Annotated in this window: 21 protein-coding genes and 1 tRNA gene; 14 read left to right on the forward strand and 8 right to left on the reverse strand. The window is 74.7% G+C overall.

Annotation, left to right across the window (positions count from 1 at the left end; translation table 11 throughout):
* The first annotated feature begins 111 nt into the window (after positions 1 to 111).
* Together KPF22_RS12550 and KPF22_RS12555 are read left to right on the forward strand one after the other, a co-directional pair.
* Positions 112 to 1566, forward strand: coding sequence for a sensor histidine kinase (locus KPF22_RS12550; protein WP_208819968.1), 1455 nt, complete (start codon positions 112 to 114; stop codon positions 1564 to 1566).
* Between the two features lie 20 nt (positions 1567 to 1586).
* Complete coding sequence (locus tag KPF22_RS12555) at positions 1587 to 2225, forward strand: response regulator transcription factor (protein ID WP_208820108.1); 639 nt, start codon at positions 1587 to 1589, stop codon at positions 2223 to 2225.
* On the opposite strand, the gene KPF22_RS12560 is transcribed toward KPF22_RS12555, so the two are convergent.
* Entirely contained in the window at positions 2222 to 3997 is a 1776-nt protein-coding gene (locus tag KPF22_RS12560) for an NHL domain-containing thioredoxin family protein (RefSeq protein ID WP_208819970.1), read from the reverse strand. The genes KPF22_RS12555 and KPF22_RS12560 overlap by 4 nt on opposite strands.
* A 77-nt stretch (positions 3998 to 4074) precedes the next feature.
* Here KPF22_RS12560 and KPF22_RS12565 point away from each other — a divergent pair, with 77 nt between their 5' ends.
* Positions 4075 to 4881, forward strand: coding sequence for an Fpg/Nei family DNA glycosylase (locus KPF22_RS12565; protein WP_208819972.1), 807 nt, complete (start codon positions 4075 to 4077; stop codon positions 4879 to 4881).
* A gap of 24 nt (positions 4882 to 4905) precedes the next feature.
* Entirely contained in the window at positions 4906 to 5484 is a 579-nt protein-coding gene (locus tag KPF22_RS12570; RefSeq protein WP_208819974.1) for a hypothetical protein, read from the forward strand.
* Positions 5485 to 5513: 29 nt separating this feature from the next.
* On the opposite strand, the gene KPF22_RS33105 is transcribed toward KPF22_RS12570, so the two are convergent.
* Together KPF22_RS33105 and pgi are read right to left on the reverse strand one after the other, a co-directional pair.
* Positions 5514 to 6185 carry a phosphatase PAP2 family protein gene (locus KPF22_RS33105; protein WP_224402134.1) on the reverse strand — a complete coding sequence of 224 codons (672 nt, stop codon included), beginning with the start codon at positions 6183 to 6185 and terminating at the stop codon, positions 5514 to 5516.
* Between the two features lie 45 nt (positions 6186 to 6230).
* Entirely contained in the window at positions 6231 to 7901 is a 1671-nt protein-coding gene (gene pgi, locus KPF22_RS12580) for a glucose-6-phosphate isomerase (RefSeq protein WP_224402135.1), read from the reverse strand.
* Between the two features lie 474 nt (positions 7902 to 8375).
* On the opposite strand from pgi, the gene KPF22_RS12585 reads away from it, so the two are divergent.
* The 3 genes from KPF22_RS12585 (at position 8376) to KPF22_RS12595 (ending at position 10297) form a co-directional block, all read left to right on the forward strand.
* Positions 8376 to 8843 carry a DoxX family protein gene (locus KPF22_RS12585; protein WP_100878037.1) on the forward strand — a complete coding sequence of 156 codons (468 nt, stop codon included), beginning with the start codon at positions 8376 to 8378 and terminating at the stop codon, positions 8841 to 8843.
* A 144-nt stretch (positions 8844 to 8987) separates the two neighbouring features.
* Positions 8988 to 9869, forward strand: coding sequence for a HipA family kinase (locus KPF22_RS12590; protein WP_224402136.1), 882 nt, complete (start codon positions 8988 to 8990; stop codon positions 9867 to 9869).
* Complete coding sequence (locus KPF22_RS12595; protein WP_224402137.1) at positions 9866 to 10297, forward strand: DUF3037 domain-containing protein; 432 nt, start codon at positions 9866 to 9868, stop codon at positions 10295 to 10297. The genes KPF22_RS12590 and KPF22_RS12595 overlap by 4 nt, the downstream gene beginning before the upstream one ends.
* Before the next feature lie 70 nt (positions 10298 to 10367).
* On the opposite strand, the gene KPF22_RS12600 is transcribed toward KPF22_RS12595, so the two are convergent.
* Entirely contained in the window at positions 10368 to 10844 is a 477-nt protein-coding gene (locus KPF22_RS12600) for an SRPBCC family protein (protein WP_224402138.1), read from the reverse strand.
* Between the two features lie 140 nt (positions 10845 to 10984).
* Between KPF22_RS12600 and KPF22_RS12605 the strand changes: the two genes are divergently transcribed.
* Both KPF22_RS12605 and KPF22_RS12610 read left to right on the forward strand, forming a co-directional pair.
* Positions 10985 to 12058, forward strand: a complete 1074-nt coding sequence (locus tag KPF22_RS12605) for a phosphotransferase family protein (protein WP_224402139.1) — start codon at positions 10985 to 10987, stop codon at positions 12056 to 12058.
* Between the two features lie 103 nt (positions 12059 to 12161).
* Positions 12162 to 12647 (forward strand): DUF6069 family protein, encoded by a 486-nt coding sequence (locus tag KPF22_RS12610; RefSeq protein WP_208819984.1) that lies wholly within the window; start codon positions 12162 to 12164, stop codon positions 12645 to 12647.
* Between the two features lie 2 nt (positions 12648 to 12649).
* Here KPF22_RS12610 and KPF22_RS12615 read toward each other — a convergent pair whose 3' ends face one another.
* The gene (locus KPF22_RS12615; protein WP_224402140.1) at positions 12650 to 13951 is read right to left on the reverse strand and encodes a cytochrome P450; all 1302 of its coding nucleotides are present in this window, start codon (positions 13949 to 13951) and stop codon (positions 12650 to 12652) included.
* Between the two features lie 161 nt (positions 13952 to 14112).
* On the opposite strand from KPF22_RS12615, the gene KPF22_RS12620 reads away from it, so the two are divergent.
* Both KPF22_RS12620 and KPF22_RS12625 read left to right on the forward strand, forming a co-directional pair.
* The gene (locus KPF22_RS12620; RefSeq protein ID WP_224402141.1) at positions 14113 to 14988 is read left to right on the forward strand and encodes a metallophosphoesterase; all 876 of its coding nucleotides are present in this window, start codon (positions 14113 to 14115) and stop codon (positions 14986 to 14988) included.
* A gap of 57 nt (positions 14989 to 15045) precedes the next feature.
* The gene (locus tag KPF22_RS12625; RefSeq protein WP_224402142.1) at positions 15046 to 16389 is read left to right on the forward strand and encodes an FAD-dependent oxidoreductase; all 1344 of its coding nucleotides are present in this window, start codon (positions 15046 to 15048) and stop codon (positions 16387 to 16389) included.
* A gap of 65 nt (positions 16390 to 16454) precedes the next feature.
* On the opposite strand, the gene KPF22_RS12630 is transcribed toward KPF22_RS12625, so the two are convergent.
* Together KPF22_RS12630 and KPF22_RS12635 are read right to left on the reverse strand one after the other, a co-directional pair.
* A complete protein-coding gene (locus KPF22_RS12630) occupies positions 16455 to 16757 on the reverse strand; it encodes a hypothetical protein (protein WP_208819993.1) in 303 nt (100 codons plus the stop codon).
* Positions 16758 to 16778: 21 nt separating this feature from the next.
* Positions 16779 to 17033 carry a type B 50S ribosomal protein L31 gene (locus KPF22_RS12635; protein WP_020624102.1) on the reverse strand — a complete coding sequence of 85 codons (255 nt, stop codon included), beginning with the start codon at positions 17031 to 17033 and terminating at the stop codon, positions 16779 to 16781.
* A 75-nt stretch (positions 17034 to 17108) separates the two neighbouring features.
* Here KPF22_RS12635 and KPF22_RS12640 point away from each other — a divergent pair, with 75 nt between their 5' ends.
* Positions 17109 to 17516: a hypothetical protein gene (locus KPF22_RS12640; RefSeq protein WP_208819995.1), complete on the forward strand. Its 408-nt coding sequence runs from the start codon at positions 17109 to 17111 to the stop codon at positions 17514 to 17516.
* A gap of 98 nt (positions 17517 to 17614) precedes the next feature.
* Positions 17615 to 18433, forward strand: coding sequence for an SDR family oxidoreductase (locus KPF22_RS12645; RefSeq protein WP_224402143.1), 819 nt, complete (start codon positions 17615 to 17617; stop codon positions 18431 to 18433).
* 2 nt (positions 18434 to 18435) lie between these two features.
* Here the strand turns inward: KPF22_RS12645 and KPF22_RS12650 are convergent.
* Positions 18436 to 18511 (reverse strand) — tRNA-Gly (locus KPF22_RS12650).
* Positions 18512 to 18624: 113 nt separating this feature from the next.
* Between KPF22_RS12650 and KPF22_RS12655 the strand changes: the two genes are divergently transcribed.
* Positions 18625 to 19371, forward strand: coding sequence for an SDR family oxidoreductase (locus tag KPF22_RS12655; protein WP_208819999.1), 747 nt, complete (start codon positions 18625 to 18627; stop codon positions 19369 to 19371).
* The last annotated feature ends 64 nt before the right edge of the window (positions 19372 to 19435 follow it).

Consider the following 19435-nt stretch of genomic DNA (forward strand, 5'->3'; position numbering starts at 1 on the left):
TGTTACCGAGGGGTAGCTCACCATGTCGCCCCGTCCCACGCGACCCCGGCGGGGTGTTCGTCACCGCCTATCCTCGGGGTGCACCCGTGCCGCGCCGAGCAGGAGGACCGCATGTCCGAGGAGCCGGCCGACCGCGACCTCGCCACCCGCCCCCACCCCGCCCCCGACGAGCCGGGCGGCAGCCACCTGGACCCGCACCTGGTCCGCGCGCTGGAGGGCTGGGGCAACGGCGCGCTGCGCGAGTACCTGCTGCGCGACGGCGGCCTGCACCTGCCGCACCCGCCGGGCTGGCCGTCGTCGTGGCCGGGGCGCACCCGGCTCGGCGCCCAGATGGCCTACCTGCTGACCGGGCTGCCGCTGGCGGTCGTCAGCGGGGTCGTGGTCCTGGTCGGGCTGGTGCTGGGCGCGGGGACGTTCGTGATCTGGATCGGGCTGCCGATCACCGTCGGGCTGCTGGCCGCGGCGCGCGGGTTCGCCGAGCTGGAGCGCCGGGCCACCGAGGCCGCGACCGGCGGCCCGCTCCCGCCGCACCACTACCGACCCAACCGCGGGCGCTCGCTGATGGGGCGGCTGTTCCGGGCCCTGGCCGACCCGCAGAGCTGGCGCGACGTCGCGCACGCCGTCACCGCGCTGCCGGTGCGGACGGTGACCGCGGCGATCGCGCTGGTGTGGTCGGTCACCGGCCTGGGCGGGCTGTTCTACGTGTTCTGGCAGTGGTCGCTGCCGCGCGGGCCGAACAACTGGACGCTGTTCGGCTCGATCACCGGCATCGACTCCACCCTCGGCGACGTCGCGCTCAACACCGGGCTCGGCGTCCTGCTGCTGATGACCCTGCCGACGGTCGTGCGCTGGCTGACCGACGTGCGTGCGCTGCTCGCCCGCGGCCTGCTCACCAACCAGACCGCCGCGCTGCGGGCCCGCGCGCTGGCGCTGGCCGCCGGCCGCCGGGCGGCCGTCGCGGCCGAGGCGCAGACCCTGCGCCGGCTCGAACGCGACATCCACGACGGGCCGCAGCAGCGCCTGGTGCGGCTCGGCATGGACCTGGAGTCCGCCGTCCGGCGCCTCGACGACGACCCCGAGCGCGCCCGCCCGCTGCTGCACGAGGCCCTGGAACAGAGCCGCGAGGCGCTCTCGGAGCTGCGTGCGCTGTCCCGGGGCATCGCGCCGCCGATCCTGGCCGACCGCGGGCTCGGACCGGCGCTGCGGGCCGCCGCGGGGCGCTGCCCGGTCCCGGTCGACCTCGACGTGGGCCTCGACGACGGCGCCCGGCTGCCCGCCCTGGTCGAGAACACCGCGTACTTCGTGGTGACCGAGGCGCTCACCAACATCGCCAAGCACGCCGGCGCGACCGCGGTGACGGTCACCGTGACCGTCGACGAGACCCTGCTGCGGGTCTGCGTCCGCGACGACGGCCGCGGCGGCGCACACCCGGGCAAGGGGCACGGTCTGGCGGGGCTCGCCGACCGTCTGGAGATCGTCGAGGGACGCCTGGAGGTCGACAGCCCGCCCGGTGGCCCGACCGTCCTGACCGCGGAGGTCCCGGTCGCCGGCCTGGGGGACGCGTGACCCAGGATGGGGCCATGACGATGCGGGTGGTTCTCGCCGAGGACTCGGTGCTGCTGCGCGAGGGCCTGGTCCGGCTGCTGGAGGAGGCGGACGCGACGGTGCTCGCCGCCGTCGGGGACGGCGCCGCGCTCGTCGCCGCGGTGGAGGAGCACCAGCCCGAGGTGGCCGTCGTCGACGTCCGGATGCCGCCCTCGTTCACCGACGAGGGGCTGCGGGCCGCGCTGGAGATCCGCAGGCGGTTCCCGTCGGTCGGCATCCTGGTGCTGTCGCAGTACGTCGAGGAGTCCTACGCCACCGACCTGCTGGAGGCCGGCGGCGGGGTCGGGTACCTGCTCAAGGACCGTGTGTCCAAGCTCGCCGACCTCTCCGACGCACTCGGCCGGGTCGCCGCGGGCGGCACCGTGCTGGACCCCGAGGTCGTCTCCGCGCTGCTGACCAAGCGCCGCCGGCGCGACCCCCTGGCCGAGCTGTCCCCGCGCGAGCGCGAGGTGCTGGAGCTCATGGCCCAGGGCCGCACCAACATCGCCATCGGGCGGCTCATGGTGATCACCCAGGGCGCGGTGGAGAAGCACATCTCCTCGATCTTCACCAAGCTCGGGCTGCCGCCGTCGTCGGACGACCACCGCCGCGTGATGGCGGTCCTGGCCTGGCTGGGCTAGACCGAGCGCAGGTCCAGCGCCAGCTCGGCGGGCCCGCCGTCGTCGACGGTCACCGGGATGCCCCAGTCCTGCTGGTAGCGGTGGCAGGCGGCGAACCCGTCCGACGGATCGTCGCAGGCCGCCGCGGTCACCGCGACCTGCAGCACCCCGGCGCCGACGGCCGGGTCCAGGCGCAGCTCGCGGGTCAGCCCGGTCGCGGTGCCCCCGCCGGAGAGCAGCAGCGACGGCGGGTCGGCCGCCACGGTCAGCGACGTCGGGTCGCCGTACCGGTCGTCCAGGTGCTGCCCGGTGGGCGGGGCGAACCCGATCCGCAGCGCCACGCCCGGGGCGAGGGCCGTCGGGGTCCGCCGGACGACGTGGGCGTCGCCGGACACCAGGGACCCGGCCGGGACCGGCAGCCGCACCAGCCGGTGCGCCGCGGACTCGACGACGACCAGCGTCTCGCCGTCGACGAGCAGGTCCGACGGTTCGGCGAGGCCCTCGGCCAGCGTCGAGACGAGGTTCGTCGCGGGGTCGAACCGGCGCACCGCGCCGTTGTAGGTGTCGGCGACGGCGACCGAGCCGTCGGGCAGCACGGTCACCCCGAGCGGGTGCTGCAGCAGCGCCTGCGCGGCCGGGCCGTCGCGGTGCCCGAACTCGAACAGGCCCTGCCCGACGGCCGTCGCGACCGCGGCCCCGGGGCCGTCGCCGACCCGGCGCAGTGCGGAGATCTCGGAGTCGGCGACCCACAGCGTCCCGTCGGGGCCGGCGGCCAGCCCGGACGGCTGGGCGAAGAACGCCTCGTCGAACGCGCCGTCGCGCAGTCCCTCGTTGGTGGTCCCGGCCAGGACCCGGGCCTCGCCGGTGGCGGGGTCGAGGGTCCACAGCTGGTGCGGTCCCGCCATCGCGACGACGACCGTCCCGCCCCACCACGCCAGGTCCCACGGCGAGGACAGCAGCGCCGACGCGCCACCGACGGCGACCCGCTCGCGCAGCTGCTCACCGGTCCCGGCCAGGGTGGACACGGTGCCGTCGGCCAGGTCGACCCGCCGGACCGCGTGGTTGACGGTGTCGGCGACCAGCACGGCGTCGCCGGAGGGGAGGACCAGCAGCCCCTGCGGCTCGGAGAACCGGGCCGCCGCCGTCGCGCCGTCGGTGAGCCCGCGCTCCCCCGACCCGATCCGCCGCACCTCGGTCTCCAGGTCGGGCTCCAGCTCGACGAGCTGGTGGTGGGCGGTGTCGGACACGAGGAACGTGCCGCCGGGCAGCGCGACGACCTTCCCGGGGAACCGCAGCGCGGTGTCCGCCGCGGGCGGCGGGACGTACGGGTCGTCCCCGCGGCGCAGCCGGTCGCCGTGTGTGCCGACCAGCTCCCGGACCAGCGCGGCCAGCCCGGGGCCGTGGCCCTCGCCCGCCATCCGGGCGACGACGAACCCGTCCGGGTCGATGACGGCCAGGGTCGGCCAGGCGCGGGCGGCGTAGGCGTCCCAGGTGGTGAGCTCCGGGTCGTCGAGGACGGGGTGGGTGACGTCGTAGCGCTCCACGGCGGCCTCGACGGCGGCCGGGTCCGCCTCGTGCAGGAACTTCGGCGAGTGCACCCCGATGATCGTCAGGACGTCACCGAACTCGGCTTCCAGGGGCCGCAGCTCGTCGAGCGCGTGCAGGCAGTTGACGCAGCAGAACGTCCAGAAGTCGAGCACCACGATCCGCCCGCGCAGCCCGGCGAGGGTCACGTCCTCGCCGCCGGTGTTGAGCCACCGCCGTCCGCGCAGTTCGGGCGCCCGCACCTTCATCCGTTCACCAGCAGTCACACCGGCCCCAACGACGGACCGGCGCGCGCGTGTTCCCCGGCCACGCCACACTGACCGTCATGCCCGAGCTGCCCGAGGTGGAGAACGCACGCACGGTCCTCGCCGAGGCCGTCGGCCGCACGATCACCGCCGTCGACGACCGCGACGACTGGGTCTGCCGCCCGCACCGGCCCGGTGACATCGCCTCGGCGCTGAAGGGCGGGCGGCTCACCCGGGCGAACCGGATCGGCAAGACCATGTGGTGCGACACCGAGACCGCGGACGGCGAGGCGGGGCCCGCACTCGGCGTGCATCTCGGTATGGGCGGACGGATCGTCGTCACCGACTCCGACGGTGAGCGCATCGGCGGCGGCCCCGCCCGCCCCGACCGGCAGCCGCGCAAGGCCGAGTGGGACCGGTTCACCATGACCTTCGACGACGGTGGGCAGTTCCGGCTGTTCGACAAGCGCCGGCTCGGCCGGGTCCGGCTCGACCCCGACCTGTCCGGTCTCGGCCCCGACGCGGAGGGGATGGAGCCCGCCGAGTTCCGCGACCGGCTGCTGCGCGGCACGTCGGCGGTGAAGGCACGGCTGCTCGACCAGTCCGTGCTGGCCGGCGTCGGGAACCTGCTGGCCGACGAGACGCTGTGGCAGGCGCGGATCTCGCCGAAGGCCCCGGTGCGCGACCTGACCCGCACCGACCTGGACCGGCTGCACCGCAACCTCGACCGCGCGCTGGAGCGGGCCATCGCGAACGGTGGCGTGCACACCGGTGAGGTCGTCGAGCACCGGCACCCGGGTGGGCACTGCCCGCGCTGCGGGGCCGAGATGGTGCACGGGACCGTCGGCGGGCGGTCGACCTGGTGGTGCCCGCAGGAGCAGGTCTGACCGGGGGCCGTGCACAATCACCCCATGCCGGACACGTCCGACACCGCTCTGCTCTTCCTCGACCGCGGCCTCGTGCGCGCCGACGACACCCCACCCGACCCCGCGGCCCAGCGCCGCGCCCACACCCTGGTGCGGACCGCCCGCGGTGCCCGGTGGGTCGTCCCCGTGCTGCTGCTCGTCGTACTGGTGCTCGCGCTCACCCCGGTGGCGGGCGCGGCGTTCTGGGTGGCGGCCGTCGTCGTGCTGGTCGGGGTCGTGGCCGTGGTGCTGCTACTGACCCGCGCGGCCGCCGTCGCGCACGCCACGGCGGGGCTCCCGGTGCCGATCGAGATCACCGGGAAGGTCGCGACCGCGATGCGTGCCGTGCTCGCGATGACCGGCGCGCTGCGCACCCACCGGAGGGCCGGCGGCGCCGCCGAGGGGGTCGCGCTGCTGCGGCAGTGGACGACGGCGACCGAGGCGTTGCGCGCGGCGTGGCTGCGCGACGACATCGGTGCCTGGCACGACCACGCCCGCACCCTCGCCGCGGCGGGGGAGCGGGCCACGCGCATCGCCGGCCGCCTGACCGGCGCCGCGACGCCCGACGGGGACGCCGCGGGCTGACCGGCGCCGTGCTCGGGGGCCGCGCCGGGTCAGGCCGCGGCGGTGTCCGGTCGCCGGGTCCGCCGGGCGAGCACCAGCGACAGCACCGTCACCCCGGTGAACGCCAGCGCCGCCCCGAGCGTCCACCCGGCGAGCACGTCGGAGAGCCAGTGCACACCCAGGTAGATGCGAGTGAACCCGACGGCCCCCGCCCACAGCACCGCGAACGCGGTGAGCAGCACCCGGCCTCGCGTGCGCAGCACCGGCCACAGCACGAGCACCAGCGTCGTCCATGCGGCGGCGACCATCGTCGCGTGCCCGGACGGCAGCGACTCGTTCGCCACGGCCATCACCTGCAGGTCCGCCGGCGGACGGGCCCGGTCGAGGAGCCGTTTGACCACCGTGAACACCACGCTGGCGACGGGCGGCACCGCGGCCAGGCACAGGCCCTCCGCGACCCGGCCGCGCACCGCGAGCACGGCCCCGCCGACGAGCGCGACCGCCGTGCTCCCGACGGTGTTGCCGAGCTCGGTGACGACCAGCGCGACCACGGTGACGCCGGGGATCCGGTCCGCGGCCAGTCCGACGGCGGTCTCGGTGTCACCGCCCTGCAGCACACCCGTCCACGCCAGGGCGATGAGCACCCCGGCGAGGACGAGCAGGACCGCAGCGACCGGACCGGTGACGCGGGCCCGCAGCGGGGCCGACGAATGATCGTTCACCGGCCGATTCTCCCCCTGGCGACGCTCCTCCGCCGGAGAGGTGCCTCAGCGACCACGCCAGGCCCGGTAGCGGCCGATCAGCGCGGCGGTGGAGGTGTCGAGACCGGCCTCGGCGGCGTCCGGCGGGTTCGGGTCGTGGAGCGCGGGGCCGAACTGCTTGGCCATGACCTTGCCGAGCTCCACGCCCCACTGGTCGAAGGAGTCGATGCCCCAGATCGTGCCCTCGACGAAGGTGACGTGCTCGTAGAAGGCGATGATCTGCCCCAGCACCGACGGGGTCAGCTTCTCGGCCAGGATCGTCGACGACGGCCGGTTGCCCGGCATCACCTTGTGCGGCACGACGTCGGCCGGGGTGCCCTCGGCCTCGATCTCCGCGGCGGTCTTGCCGAACGCCAGCGCCGCGGACTGGGCGAACAGGTTCGCCATGAACAGGTCGTGGGAGTCGGCGGCGTCCTCGCCGGGCAGGTCGTGGTGCGGGCGGGCGAATCCGATGAAGTCGCACGGCACGAGCCGGGTGCCCTGGTGCAGCAGCTGGTAGAACGCGTGCTGACCGTTGGTGCCCGGCTCGCCCCAGAAGATCTCGCCGGTGGTCGTGGTGACCGGGGTGCCGTCGCCGCGCACGGACTTGCCGTTGGACTCCATGGTCAGCTGCTGCAGGTAGGCGGGCAGCCGGTGCAGGTACTGGGAGTACGGCAGCACCGCGCGGGTGTCGGCGCCGAAGAAGTTCGCGTACCAGACGCCGAGCAGCCCGGAGATCACCGGCAGGTTCTGCTCGAGCGGGGTGTGCCGGAAGTGCTCGTCCATGGCGTGCATGCCGGCGAGGAACTCCGCGAAGTGCTCGCGGCCGATCGCGCACATCAGCGACAGCCCGATCGCGGAGTCCAGCGAGTAGCGGCCGCCGACCCAGTCCCAGAACCCGAACATGTTGTCGGTGGAGATGCCGAACTCCGACACCTTCTCCGCGTTCGTGGAGACCGCGGCGAAGTGTTTCGCGACGACCCCGGTGTCGTCCGTCCCGAGCCCGGACAGCAGCCAGGACCGCGCGTTGCGGGCGTTGGTCAGCGTCTCCTGCGTGGTGAACGTCTTCGACGAGACGACGAACAGCGTGGTCGCCGGGTCGAGGTCGCGGGTCTTCTCGTAGAGGTCGGTCGGGTCGATGTTGGACACGAACCGGCACTCGAGGTCGCGCTGGGCGTAGTCGCGCAGCGCCTCGTAGGCCATGACCGGTCCCAGGTCGGAGCCCCCGATGCCGATGTTGACCACCGTGCGGATCCGCTGCCCGGTGGACCCGGTCCACGCCCCGGAGCGCACCGCGTCGGTGAACTCGCCCATCCGGTCCAGGACGGCGTGCACGTCGGCGACGACGTCCTGGCCGTCGACGGTGAGCGAGGCGTCACGCGGCAGCCGCAGCGCCGTGTGCAGCACGGCCCGGTCCTCGGAGGTGTTCACGTGCTCACCGGCGAACATCGCCTCGGTGCGGGCGGGCAGCCCGGCCGCCCGCGCCAGGTCCGTCAGCAACCCGACGGTGTCGCGGGTGATGCGGTGCTTGGAGTAGTCGAGCACCAGGTCGGCCCCGGTGGCGGTGAGCGCACCGGCGCGGTCGGGGTCGTCGTCGAACAGCGACCGCAGGTGCCGCGGCTCGACCTCCGCCGCGTGCTCGGTCAGCGCCGTCCATTCCGTGGTCGCCGTGATGTCGTGGCTGTTCGTGTCGGACACGACGGCCATCATGGCGCAGCGCCGGGGCCCGAGCGCGACGGCACGACCCGGCGGCGCGTCACTGGGCCGCTCGGGCGTACCGCCCGGCGCGCGCAGGGTCGTGCGGGACGAGCGGTCCGTCCGGATCGCCGGGCTGCACGGGGCCCCGACGGTCGGTGACCCCCCCGGTGGGTGAGCCACCGGCCACTGCGACGTCCGGGTGATCTGGGCTCCGACAGGGACACGCTGCGTGCCCGCGACCTGCGACGACGCCGGATCGGGGCGACCGCTCGACCGGTCGTGCCGTGTGGGCCACCGGCCACAGTGCTCCCCGGTCGGGTGACACGCGGTGGCGTACATCTCGTCGCGTGCTGCGGCCGTCTCGTCGCGCAGGGTGGCTGAACCGGGCGGCGTAGCGCGTTCGTGCCTCTAGGGTCTTGTGCAGTCCGTGGTGACGAGCTCACCCGCGGTGATCATCTCGTACCTGGAGGAACCGTGTACCGCTCCCTGACCGGAACCCCGCGCGACGTCGCGCTGCTCGTCGCCCGCCTGCTGCTGGCCTACATCATGGTCATGCACTCGTGGAAGAAGATCGACGCCGGTCTGTTCGACACCGCCGCCGTGTTCGCGAAGTTCGGCATCCCGCTGGCGATCGGCGCGGCGTCGTTCACGATCGTGGTCGAGCTCGTGTTCTCGGTCTCGGTCGCCCTCGGTGTCCGCATGGTCCTGCCCGGCGCGATGATGACCTTCGTGATGGCCGGCGCGATCTGGTTCGTCCACGGCAAGAACGGCCTGTTCATGGCCGACAACGGCTGGGCGCTCGTCGGCACCATCATCTGCGCCACGCTGATCCTCATGTCCACCGGCCCGGGCCGGTTCAGCGTCGACGAGCTCCTGTCCCGCCAGGCGGCCCGCCGGATGGAGCAGACCCAGGCGATCCCGCGCCAGACCGTCTCGGTCTGACCCGCACCTCCCGGTCCGCCCGCGCGCCCCGGAGCCGGGCGGGCCGGTGACCCTCCTCCCGGACCGCCCGCGAGCGCGACCACGGCCCGCACCCCGACGCCACGGGGTGCGGGCCGCATCCGTGCCCGGCGCTAACCTCCGCGGGTGAGCCACGAGCGGACGACCGAGGGGCGGGCACTGCCCCGGCTGACCGCGATCCGGTACGTGACCCCGCTGCGCGAGGGCGGGTCGCTGCCCGGGCTGATGGAGGCCGACGACCTCGGTACCTACGCGGTCAAGTTCACCGGCGCCGGGCAGGGCCGCCCGGTGCTGGTCAACGAGATCGTCTCCGGGGAGCTCGCCCGCGCGCTGGGTCTGCCCGTCCCGCGGATCGCGACGATCGTCGTCGACGGGACGCTCGGGCGCACCGAGCCGGACGAGGAGGTCCAGGAGCTGCTCCGGAACTCCGACGGGCTCAACCTGGCCGTCGACTTCCTGCCCGGGGCGCTCGACCTGGACCCGGTCGCGTTCGACGTCGGGCCCGGGTTCGCCGGTCGGGTGCTCTGGTTCGACGCGCTCGTCGGCAACGTCGACCGCTCCTGGCGCAACTCGAACATGCTGCTCTGGCACCGCAGGCCCTACCTGATCGACCACGGAGCGACCCTCACCTTCGCCCACGACTGGTCGGCCGCGCCGCGGTTCGCCCACCGCCCGTTCGACGCCGGCGACCACGTGCTGCTCGGCGCCCGTCCCGACCTCGACGCCGCGGACGGCGCACTGGCCCCGCTGGTCACCCCGGACCTGCTCGAGGGGGTGCTGGCGCTGGTGCCCGACGAGTGGATCGCCGACGTCGACGGCGTCGGGGGCCCCGACGCCGTGCGCGCCGCCTACGTCCAGGCGCTCGCGGCCCGGGTCGCGGCGCGCGGGGAGTGGCTGCCGGGCGTCGCCGCGACGGTGGCGGCGGGCAGACCGCGGCCGGTCGACCGTGCCCCACGCCGTCCGCCGTGGCTCCGGATCGGCGGCGTCGGCGGCGGTGAGGGCCGGTGAGCGGCCTCGTCGCCTACGAGTACGCGCTGCTGCGGGTCGTGCCCCGGGTGGAACGCGGCGAGTCGATGAACGCCGGGGTGCTCCTGCACTGCCGGGCCCGCGACGTCCTCGCCGTGCGGGTCCACCTCGACCGCGCCCGGCTGGCCGCGCTCGACCCGACCGCCGACGCCGACGCCGTCGACGAGCTGCTGGCGACCGTGGCCGCGGTGGCCGCGGTGCCCGAGCCACCGCGCTCGGACCGGCACGCCACCGGCGCGCTGGCCGCCCGCGGGCCCGGCGCGGGGGAGGACATCGGACGCCGCTTCCGGCGTCTCACCACCGCACGCAGCACCATCGTGTGCCCCGGCCCGGTCCACACAGGACTCACCGAGGACCCGGCCGCGGAGGCCGAGCGGCTGCTCGCCCGCCTCGTCCGGCCGCTGTCCTAGGGCGACCCCGGCCGGAACGCACGACGGCGCCGCCCGGTGACCGGTGCGGCGCCGTCGGGTGTGGACGGTCTCAGGAGGAGGCGGCCCGTCCGGCCTTCTCGATCGAGTCCGCGAGCTGGTCCTCGCTGAGCATCGGGAAGAAGCCGCGGAAGCCCTGGTCCTGCACGCCGCTCCAGTCGTAGACCTGGGTGACCGTCGTGCCGTCGCCCTCGGGCGCGAGGTGCCAGGTGTAGGTGTGGCCCTCGGCGCGCACGTCGCCGATCGTGTCCTTCTTCGCGTCGATCGGGTGCATCGACGGCGCCCAGCCGATCACGCGGTCCTGCTCGAAGGACGTGACGGTGTTCTTCATCTGGTAGTCGCCGAGGTCGCCGTTGTGCATGTTCATCACGAACTCGTCGCCGACACCGCTGATCTCCGTCGAGCCCTCGACGCCCCGCAGCATCCCGGCGCCGTCGATCTCCTGGTGCCGGGTGGGGGTGGACAGCAGCGCGAACAGCTGCTGCGGGGTGGCGGACACGGTGCGGGTGACGGTGATCTGGTCGCTCACGGGTTCCTCTCCCACCGGTCGTCGTCGACGGCGCCGGGGTGCGCCGGATGCGACCGGTCATGATCAGGGGAGAGGTGCCCGCAATCGTCGCGCCCGAAACGGGGGTGGTCGGCGCGGGGGCGATCATGTTGCATCGGGGGATGACCGACGCACACGACGGGGTGGACCCGGTCGCCCTGACCCGCTGGCTGGCCGCCGAGGTGCCGCGGGTCGAGCTCGGCGACGGCCCGGTGGCCGTGGAGCGGATCTCCGGCGGGCACTCCAACCTGACCTTCCGGGTCACCGACGCCCGCGGCACGCCGTACGCGCTGCGTCGCCCGCCGACCGGGGGCGTGCTCGCCACCGCGCACGACATGGGCCGGGAGTGGCGCTTCCTGACCGCGCTGGCCGGTACCGCGGTCCCGGTGCCGGAGCCGGTCGCCCTGTGCTCGGACACCGCGGTGCTGGGCGCCGGCTTCTACCTGATGGGCTGGGTGGACGGCGTGGTCCCGGGGGACCGCGTCGCGGGCGAGGCCGTCCCCGAACCGGAGCGGCGGGCCTGCGGTCTCGACACCGCCGAGGTGCTCGCGGCGCTGCACGCCGTCGACCCGGCCGAGGTGGGGCTCGGCGACCTGGAGCGGCCCGGCCGCTACCTGGAACGGCAGCTGCGGCGCTGGCATCGGCAGGCGCACGCGGGCGCGTTCACCGACCTCGCCGCGCTCGACGCCGCGCACGCCGCGCTGGTCGAGGCGATGCCGCCGGAGCCGTCCGACGGGCCGCGGATCGCGCACGGCGACTTCCGGCCGGGGAACCTGTCGTTCCGCGGCGGCCGGATCACCGGCGTCTTCGACTGGGAGCTCGCCGCCCTGGGGGAGCCGCTGGCCGACCTGGGGTGGCTCCTGGCGTCCTGGGAGCGTCCGGGCGACACCCTGCCCGCGATCACGAGCGGCCCGACCGCGGCGCCCGGCTGGCCCGACCGCGACCTCGTCGCCACCCGCTACGCCGAGCGCTCCGGGCACGCGCTGGACCAGCTGCCGTACTGGGTGGCGTTCGCGCACTGGCGCTGTGCCTGCATCGGGGCCGGGGTCTGGACGCGCTACGCCCAGGGCAACATGGGCTCGGGCGCCGAGTCCGGGGAGGCCCTGGAGCACCGTCGCGAGCGCGTGGTCGCCGACGCGGAGGCCGCGCTCGCCGCGTTGCGGCGCGGGCCGACGGGGCGTCCTCGCGGGGCGTAGTCTGCTGCCCACCACAGGTGATCACCCGGGCCCGGGTGGTCCCCGTCGCGCCGCGCCACACCGACGCCGCGCACGGCCCGTCCGCGACCGGGGGAGTACGACGATGTCCGAGGCCGACGACCGCACCCGAGAGATGAGCCGGGAGACCGCCCGGCCGCGTCCCCGCAGCGGGGTGAACCCCGGTCGGCTGTGGGCCGGCGGTGTGGCGACGGCGGTGATCGCCGCGTTGATCGCCCTGGTGGGGCTGCTGATCCTGCAGGTCCTGCTGCAGATCCCGTACCTGGCCCCGGCCGTCTCCGAGCCGCTCGACGGCTGGGCCGCGGCGCAGAGCCTGGCGATCTGGGCCGCGGTCGCCGGGCTGGCGGCGACCGGGCTCGCGCACCTGCTGCTGGTCGCGGTGCCGAGCCCGATGTCCTACTTCGGCTGGATCGCCGGGCTGCTCACCGCGCTGGCCGCGGTGTCCCCGCTGATCCTCACCGAGCAGCCCTGGACCGTCCGCATCGCCACCGCGGTGATCCACCTCGTGATCGGGATGTCGATCATCAGCCTGGTGACGACGACGGTCACCAGCGCCACCGACCGGGCCTGAGCTCAGGCGTCGACGGGGACCCGGGCGTCGCCCAGGCGGACCGGCAGCGTCCGGTAGCCGCGCAGCACCCGGGTCCCGCGCAGCTCGGCCGGGCCGTCGGCGCGCAGGTCGGGGTAGCGGTCGAACAGCGCTCGCAGCCCCACCTCGCCCTCCATCTTCGCCAGCGCCGCGCCCAGGCAGTAGTGGATCCCCTGGCTGAACGCCACGTGCCGGTCCGCGCCCGCGCGCCCGACGTCGAACCGGGCGGGGTCGGGGAACACGTCCGGGTCGCGGTTCGCGCCCCCGAGGTGGGTGAGCACCAGCGCGCCCCGCTTGACCGGGAACCCGCACACCTCGGTGTCGCGGGCGGCGACGCGCCCGGTCCGCTGGACGGGGGAGTCGTAGCGCAGGACCTCGTCGACGGCGTTCGGCCACAGCGCCGGGTCGGCCTGCAGCCGGGCGAGCTCGTCGGGGTGGGTCAGCAGCAGCCGGGTGCCGTTGCCGATGAGGTTGACCGTCGTCTCGAACCCGGCGGCCAGCAGCAGCATCGCCAGCGACAGCAGCTCGTCGTGGGTGAGCCGGCCCTCCTCCTCGTCGTAGGCGGCGACCAGCGAGGACAGGATGGAGTCGTTGGGCTCCCGGCGCAGCCGCTCGAAGTGCTCGGCCATCCAGTCGGTGAGCGCGTCGATGTCACGCTCGGAGCGGTGGAACGTCGCGTAGTCCAGGCCCATGTCGAGGGAGTAGGCGCCGCCCTCGCCCCACTCCAGGAACTTCTCCCGCATCTCCACCGGGGCACCGAGCATCTCGGTGATGACGGTGGCCGGCAGCAGTGACGCGTAGCCGGAGATGACGTCGGTGCGCCGGTCGGTGCCGGCCCGGGTCTCCAGGTCCGCGAGCAGCTGCGCCGCGATCTCCTCGGTGCGCCCGCGCAGCGAGGAGATCGCCTTGGCGCTGAACGAGCGGGTGACCAGCTTGCGGATCCGGTTGTGGTCCGGCGGGTCGTTCGACAGCAGCGACGGCGGCTCGGCCGGCCCGAGCGGCCAGGTCCCGCCCGCGGCGAGCAGCGCGCGCAGCAGGCCCGGCGCGTTCTCCGGCATGCGCAGCCCGACGCAGAAGTCGGGGCTGCGCAGCACCTCGGTGGTGATCTCGTGGTCGACCGTGGTCCAGGTCAGCGCGGAACGCACCATCCGGCCCTGTCCACGGATCTGCTCGTAGGCCGGGTACGGGTCCCGGACCGCGTCCGGGTTGATGATCATGTGCGCGCCCAGGTCACCCTTGGCCGCCTGACGGGTCACCTCCCGCCGCATCGCCCCGTGCCGCAGCACCCACCGGATCCACCGTCGTACTCCCCGCGATGCCGCCATCCCGGCCTCCCCGCCTCGTCGTCGAGCTCGGTTCCGAAGCTACCAGGAGTAAGTTACCGCGGGTAGGTATGTTTCCGGCCCCGGCGGACGGTGGGCCGGGCCCCACCGGGTACCAATGGCGGGTGACCGCCGTCGGGGAGCCGCGCCTGCTCGCGGTGAGTGACCTGCACGTGCGGCACGCGGAGAACGCCGACATCGCCGCGGGGCTGCACCCTGGACACCCGGGGGACTGGCTGATCGTCGCGGGTGACGTCGACGAGCGGATCGAGAGCGTCGTCGCCACGCTCGCCGTGCTGCGGGAGCGTTTCGCGCAGGTGCTGTGGACCCCGGGCAACCACGAGCTCTGGACCCGCGCCAAGAACGCCCGGGCCGACGCGGTCGAGCATCTCGCCGGCGTCGCCCGCTACGACGAGCTGGTCCGTCGCTGCCGGGATGTCGGGGTACTGACCCCGGAGGACGCGTGGCCGGTGTGGGACGGCCCGGGTGGACCGGCCGTCGTCGCGTCGCTGTTCGTGCCCTACGACTACTCGTTCCTGCCCGCCGGCACCACGACGTCGGAGGAGGGGCTGGCCGCGGCGTACGCCGCCGGTGTCGTCTGCACCGACGAGTACCTGCTCCATCCGGCCCCGTACGCCACGCGGGCCGAGTGGTCCGCGGCCCGGGTGGCGTCGACGGCGGCCCGCCTGGACGCGATCGATCCGGATCTGCCGACGGTGCTGGTCAACCACTGGCCGCTGGTCCGCGAGCCCTGCGACGTCCTCTGGTACCCGGAGTTCGCGCTCTGGTGCGGCACGACGGCGACGGCGGACTGGCACCGCCGCTACCGGGCGCGGGTGGTCGTGCACGGCCACCTGCACATCCCGCGGACGGTCACGGTCGACGGCGTCCCGTTCGTCGAGGTGTCGCTGGGTTATCCGCGGGAGTGGCGACGCCACTCCGAGCGGGTCGGCGGCCACTTCCCGGACCTGTTGCCGCGCACGGTGTTGCCTGCGTCATAGTTAGGTAAGGCTTACCTTGCTATAGCCTCGGGGGTCCGTCGACACCCGAGGAGAACGATGACTGCGCTGCGCGTCGCCGTGATCGGCGCCGGTCCGGCTGCCGTCTACGCCGCCGACACCCTGCTGAAGTCCGATGCCGACGTCGCCGTGGACCTGTTCGAGAAGCTGCCCGCCCCGTTCGGGCTGGTCCGCTACGGCGTCGCCCCGGACCACCCGCGGATCAAGCAGATCGTGCACGCCCTGCACCGCGTGCTGGACCGCCCCGGCGTGCGGCTGTTCGGCAACGTCCACTTCGGGACCGACATCACCCTGTCCGACCTGCGCGACCACTACGACGCGGTCATCGCGGCCACCGGCTGCGACCGGGACCGGGACCTCGACGTCCCCGGCGTCGACCTTCCGGGCAGCCACGGCGCCGCCCGCTTCGTGCAGTGGTACGACGGCCACCCCGACGTGCCCCGGGACTGGACGCTCGACGCGTCGTCGGTCGCGGTGATCGGCGCCGGGAACGTGGCCCTGGACGTCGCCCGGATCCTGGCGAGCACCGCCGAGGGCCTGTCGGGCACCGAGATCCCGGACTCGGTCCACGCCGGGCTCGCGGTCAACCGGGCCACGGACGTGCACGTGTTCGCCCGCCGCGGGATCGCGCACGCCCGGTTCAGCCCGATGGAGCTGCGCGAGCTCGACCACGTGCCGGGCGTCGAGGTGGTCGTCGACCCGGCCGACGTCGAGTTCGACGACGTCGCCGCCGCCGAGGTCCGCTCGGCCAAGCACGTCGAGATGGTGGTGCGGACCCTGCAGGGATGGGCGCTGCGGGACCGGCGCGGCGACCCGCGCCGGGTGCACCTGCACTTCCTCGCGCGCCCCGAGCGGATCCTCGGCACCGACCGCGTCGAGGGCATCCGGATCGAGCGCACCGAGTACACCGGCCACGGCGACGTCCGCGACACCGGCGAGTTCACCGACATCCCGGTCGGTGCGGTCTACCGGGCGGTCGGCTACACCGGCTCGCACCTGGCCGGGTTGCCCTTCGACCACGAGCACGGCGTGCTGCCGCACCGCGAGGGGCGGGTGCACGACATCGACGGCCAGGAGCTGCCCGGCGTCTACGCCGTCGGCTGGATCAAGCGCGGCCCGGTCGGGCTGATCGGGCACACCAAGGGCTGCGCCTCGGAGACCGTCGCGAGCCTGCTGGCCGACGCGCCGCAGCTGCCCCGGGCGCCCCGCCGCGACCCGGCCGAGGTCGACGCGCTGCTGGAGCGCCGGGGCGTGGCGTACACGACCTGGACCGGCTGGCTCGCGCTCGACAAGCACGAGCGCGGCCTCGGCGAGGCACGCGGCCGCGAGCGGACGAAGGTCGTGCCGCGCGAGGACATGGTGGAGATCAGCAGGACGGGATGACCCTCCGGCCCACGACGCCGGATGCCGGGGTGGGTGGTCGCGGAACCCCGCGGCCGCCCACCCGATCACTCCCGCGGGTCCCGCGGCCCGGGCAGTGCCCGTGGGGGCCGGCGCCCGACCGGTTCGCGCCGTCCCCGCTCCCGGGGCGGGACGAACAGCCACCACAGGATCCACAGCCCCGGGCCGCTGGTCAGCAGGATCGCGGTGGCCAGCCAGCCGTCGCGCCACAGGGCGCCGGCGATGATCCAGCCCGCGATCCACACCACCATCGCGACGAGCCGGATCCGGATGCGACGACCGTGCTCGACCGTCAGCGGCTCCGTCAGGTCGGTGACGACCTGGACCCGTTCGCGACGGCGGCGGCGCATGTCTCCCGACGCTACGCGGGCCTAGCCGCGCGTGCGCTCCCCGAAGCGGCGGCGGAACTTCTCGACCTGGCCCGCGGCGTCGAGGACCCGGGCGTTGCCCGTCCAGAACGGGTGCGACGCCGAGGTCGTGTCCACCTTGATCAGGGGATAGGTGTTCCCGTCCGACCACTCGACGGTCTCGCGCGAGGTCTCGGTCGACCGGGTCAGGAACTCGTCGCCGGTGGACGTGTCGCGGTAGACGACCGGACCGTACGGGGGGTGGATGCCGGGCTTCACGGTGTTCCTCCTGCGTCGCGGGTGTTACCGTCGACTGTAATCGACAACGATTACTGTTTGCAGGAAGGGGTGGCGGTGGACGGGTTCACGGTGGTCCGGTGCGGGGCCTGCGCCCACGCGCCGTCGGGGTTCGACGAGGACGCGCACGGCACCGTCGCGGCCCTGCCCGGCGTCGACGAGGTGCTGGTCGAGGGCCTGCGCGCGGTGGTGCAGGACAGCACCCAGGGGGTGCTCGTGACCGCGGGGTGCCGGCTCGGGCCGGGGGTCTGCGCGGCGCGGCGGCCCGGGCTGATGGTGCTGGTGCAGGCGTGCGACGCCGCCCGCACGCGTCCCGAGTCGCCGGTGGTCGCGGTCGGCCCGGTCCGCAGCACCGACGACGTCCGTGCGGTGACCCGCTGGCTGCAGGACGGCGGCGCCCCCGACCCGCAGGCACTGCCCGCACGGCTGCGCTGCGCGATCACCCCGGAGACCGCCCGCGGCTGACGCACGCGGAGCGCCTCCCCGGACTGCCGGCCGGTGATGTCGGCGCGGGGCGACAACTCCCTCGCGCGGGCGCGCCCCGGTCGGGCAGGGTCGGGGGAGTGAGCACGCTGCGCCGGGACCCGATGCCGTTGCGCGGCCGGACCGCGCTCGTGACCGGAGGCGGCCGGCGCGGCGGGATCGGGCACGCGACCGCCTGCCGGCTCGCCGCCTACGGCGCGGCCGTCGTCGTGCACCACTTCGCCCCGCACGACGCGACGCAGGAGTGGGGCGCCGACGACGTCGACGCCGCTCTCGCGGAGGTCCGGGGACATGCGACGGCACCGGTCGCCGGGGTGCACGCCGACCTCGCCGACCCGTCCGCGCCGCAGCGTCTGCTCGACGCCGCCCGCGAGCTCGCCGGGCCGGTCGACCTGCTCGTCGCCAATCAGGCCCTGTCGGGCTCGGACGGTCCGCTGGGGGAGCTGTCCGAGGAGCTGGACCGACACTGGGCCGTCGACGCCCGCGCGTCGATCCTGCTGGTCCAGGCGTGGGCGAACGCGCACGACGACACCCGCCCCGGCGGCGCGGCCGTCCTGCTCACCTCGGGGCAGGCACGCGGGCCGATGCCGGGCGAGGTGGCCTACGCCGCGGCGAAGGCGGCCGTCGCGGGCATCACCCCGACGCTGGCCGACCAGCTCGCGGACCGGCGGCTGCGGGTCACCACGGTGAACCCGGGGCCGGTCGACACCGGCTACCTCGGCGCGCACGCGTTCCGGGCGATGGCCCCGATGTTCCCGTTCGGCCGATTCGGCGAGCCCGACGACCCGGCACGGCTGATCGCGTGGCTGTGCACCGACGAGGCGGCCTGGATCACCGGACAGGTGATCGACTCGGAGGGCGGGTTCGCCCGGCACCGGAACGGGTGGCGACCGTGGTGACGTGGAGCGGACGACGGGATTCGAACCCGCGACCCTCACCTTGGCAAGGTGATGCGCTACCAGCTGCGCTACGTCCGCAGTCGCACCGTCCCCGGCGCGTGCTGCCCCACGATAACGCACCCGCTCCCGGGGGCCGCGCCGCACCCCGGCGATGATCACTACGTCGCCGGGTCCGCGGGTACACCGCCGTCATGAGCGGACGGTTGGACGGGACGACGGTGATCGTGACGGGCGCGTCGAGCGGTATCGGTGAGGCGACCGCACGGGCGCTGGCCGCCGAGGGGGCGACGGTGGCGCTGCTGGCCCGGCGCCGGGAGCGCCTCGAGGCGCTCGCGACGGAGCTGCCGAGGGCGTCGGTGCACCCGGTGGACGTCACCGACGACGACGCGCTGCACGCCGCCGTCGCGGCGGTGGTCGAGCAGCACGGCGGGCTGGACGTCCTCGTCAACAACGCCGGCTTCGGGTCCTGGGGTCCGGCGGCCGAGTCCGACGTCGCGGACTGGCGCACGATGATCGACGTCAACCTCACGGGCGTCCTGTCGACGACGCACGCGGCCCTGCCGCACCTGGCGACGGCGGCCGGTGGGCCGCGCGGCGTCGCCGACGTGGTGACGATCAGCTCGGTGGCCGGGCGGCGGGTACCGTCGCCGGAGAGCAACGTCTACGCGGCCACCAAGCACGGGGTCGGCGCGTTCTGCGAGGCGCTGCGCCAGGAGTACGCCGAGCGCCACGTACGGGTCGGCCTCGTGGAACCCGGGCTGGTCGCCTCGGAGATGACGACCTCGGGTGCGGAGTACGCACCGGACGCGACCTCGAAGGGCGAGCGCGGGGTGCTGAAGCCCGCCGACATCGCCGATGCCGTCGTCTACATCGTGACCCGCCCGCGGCACGCGGCGGTCAACGAGATGCTCGTGCGCCCGGTGGAACAGGTGCGCTGAGCCGCGGCGGGGAGGCCCGGAAAGCAGAATCCCCGGGGCCGGACTTCCGGCCCCGGGGATCCGG

Origin of the sequence: Pseudonocardia sp. ICBG1034, assembly GCF_020131375.1 — a bacterium.
Classification (GTDB): Bacteria; Actinomycetota; Actinomycetes; order Mycobacteriales; family Pseudonocardiaceae; genus Pseudonocardia; species Pseudonocardia alni.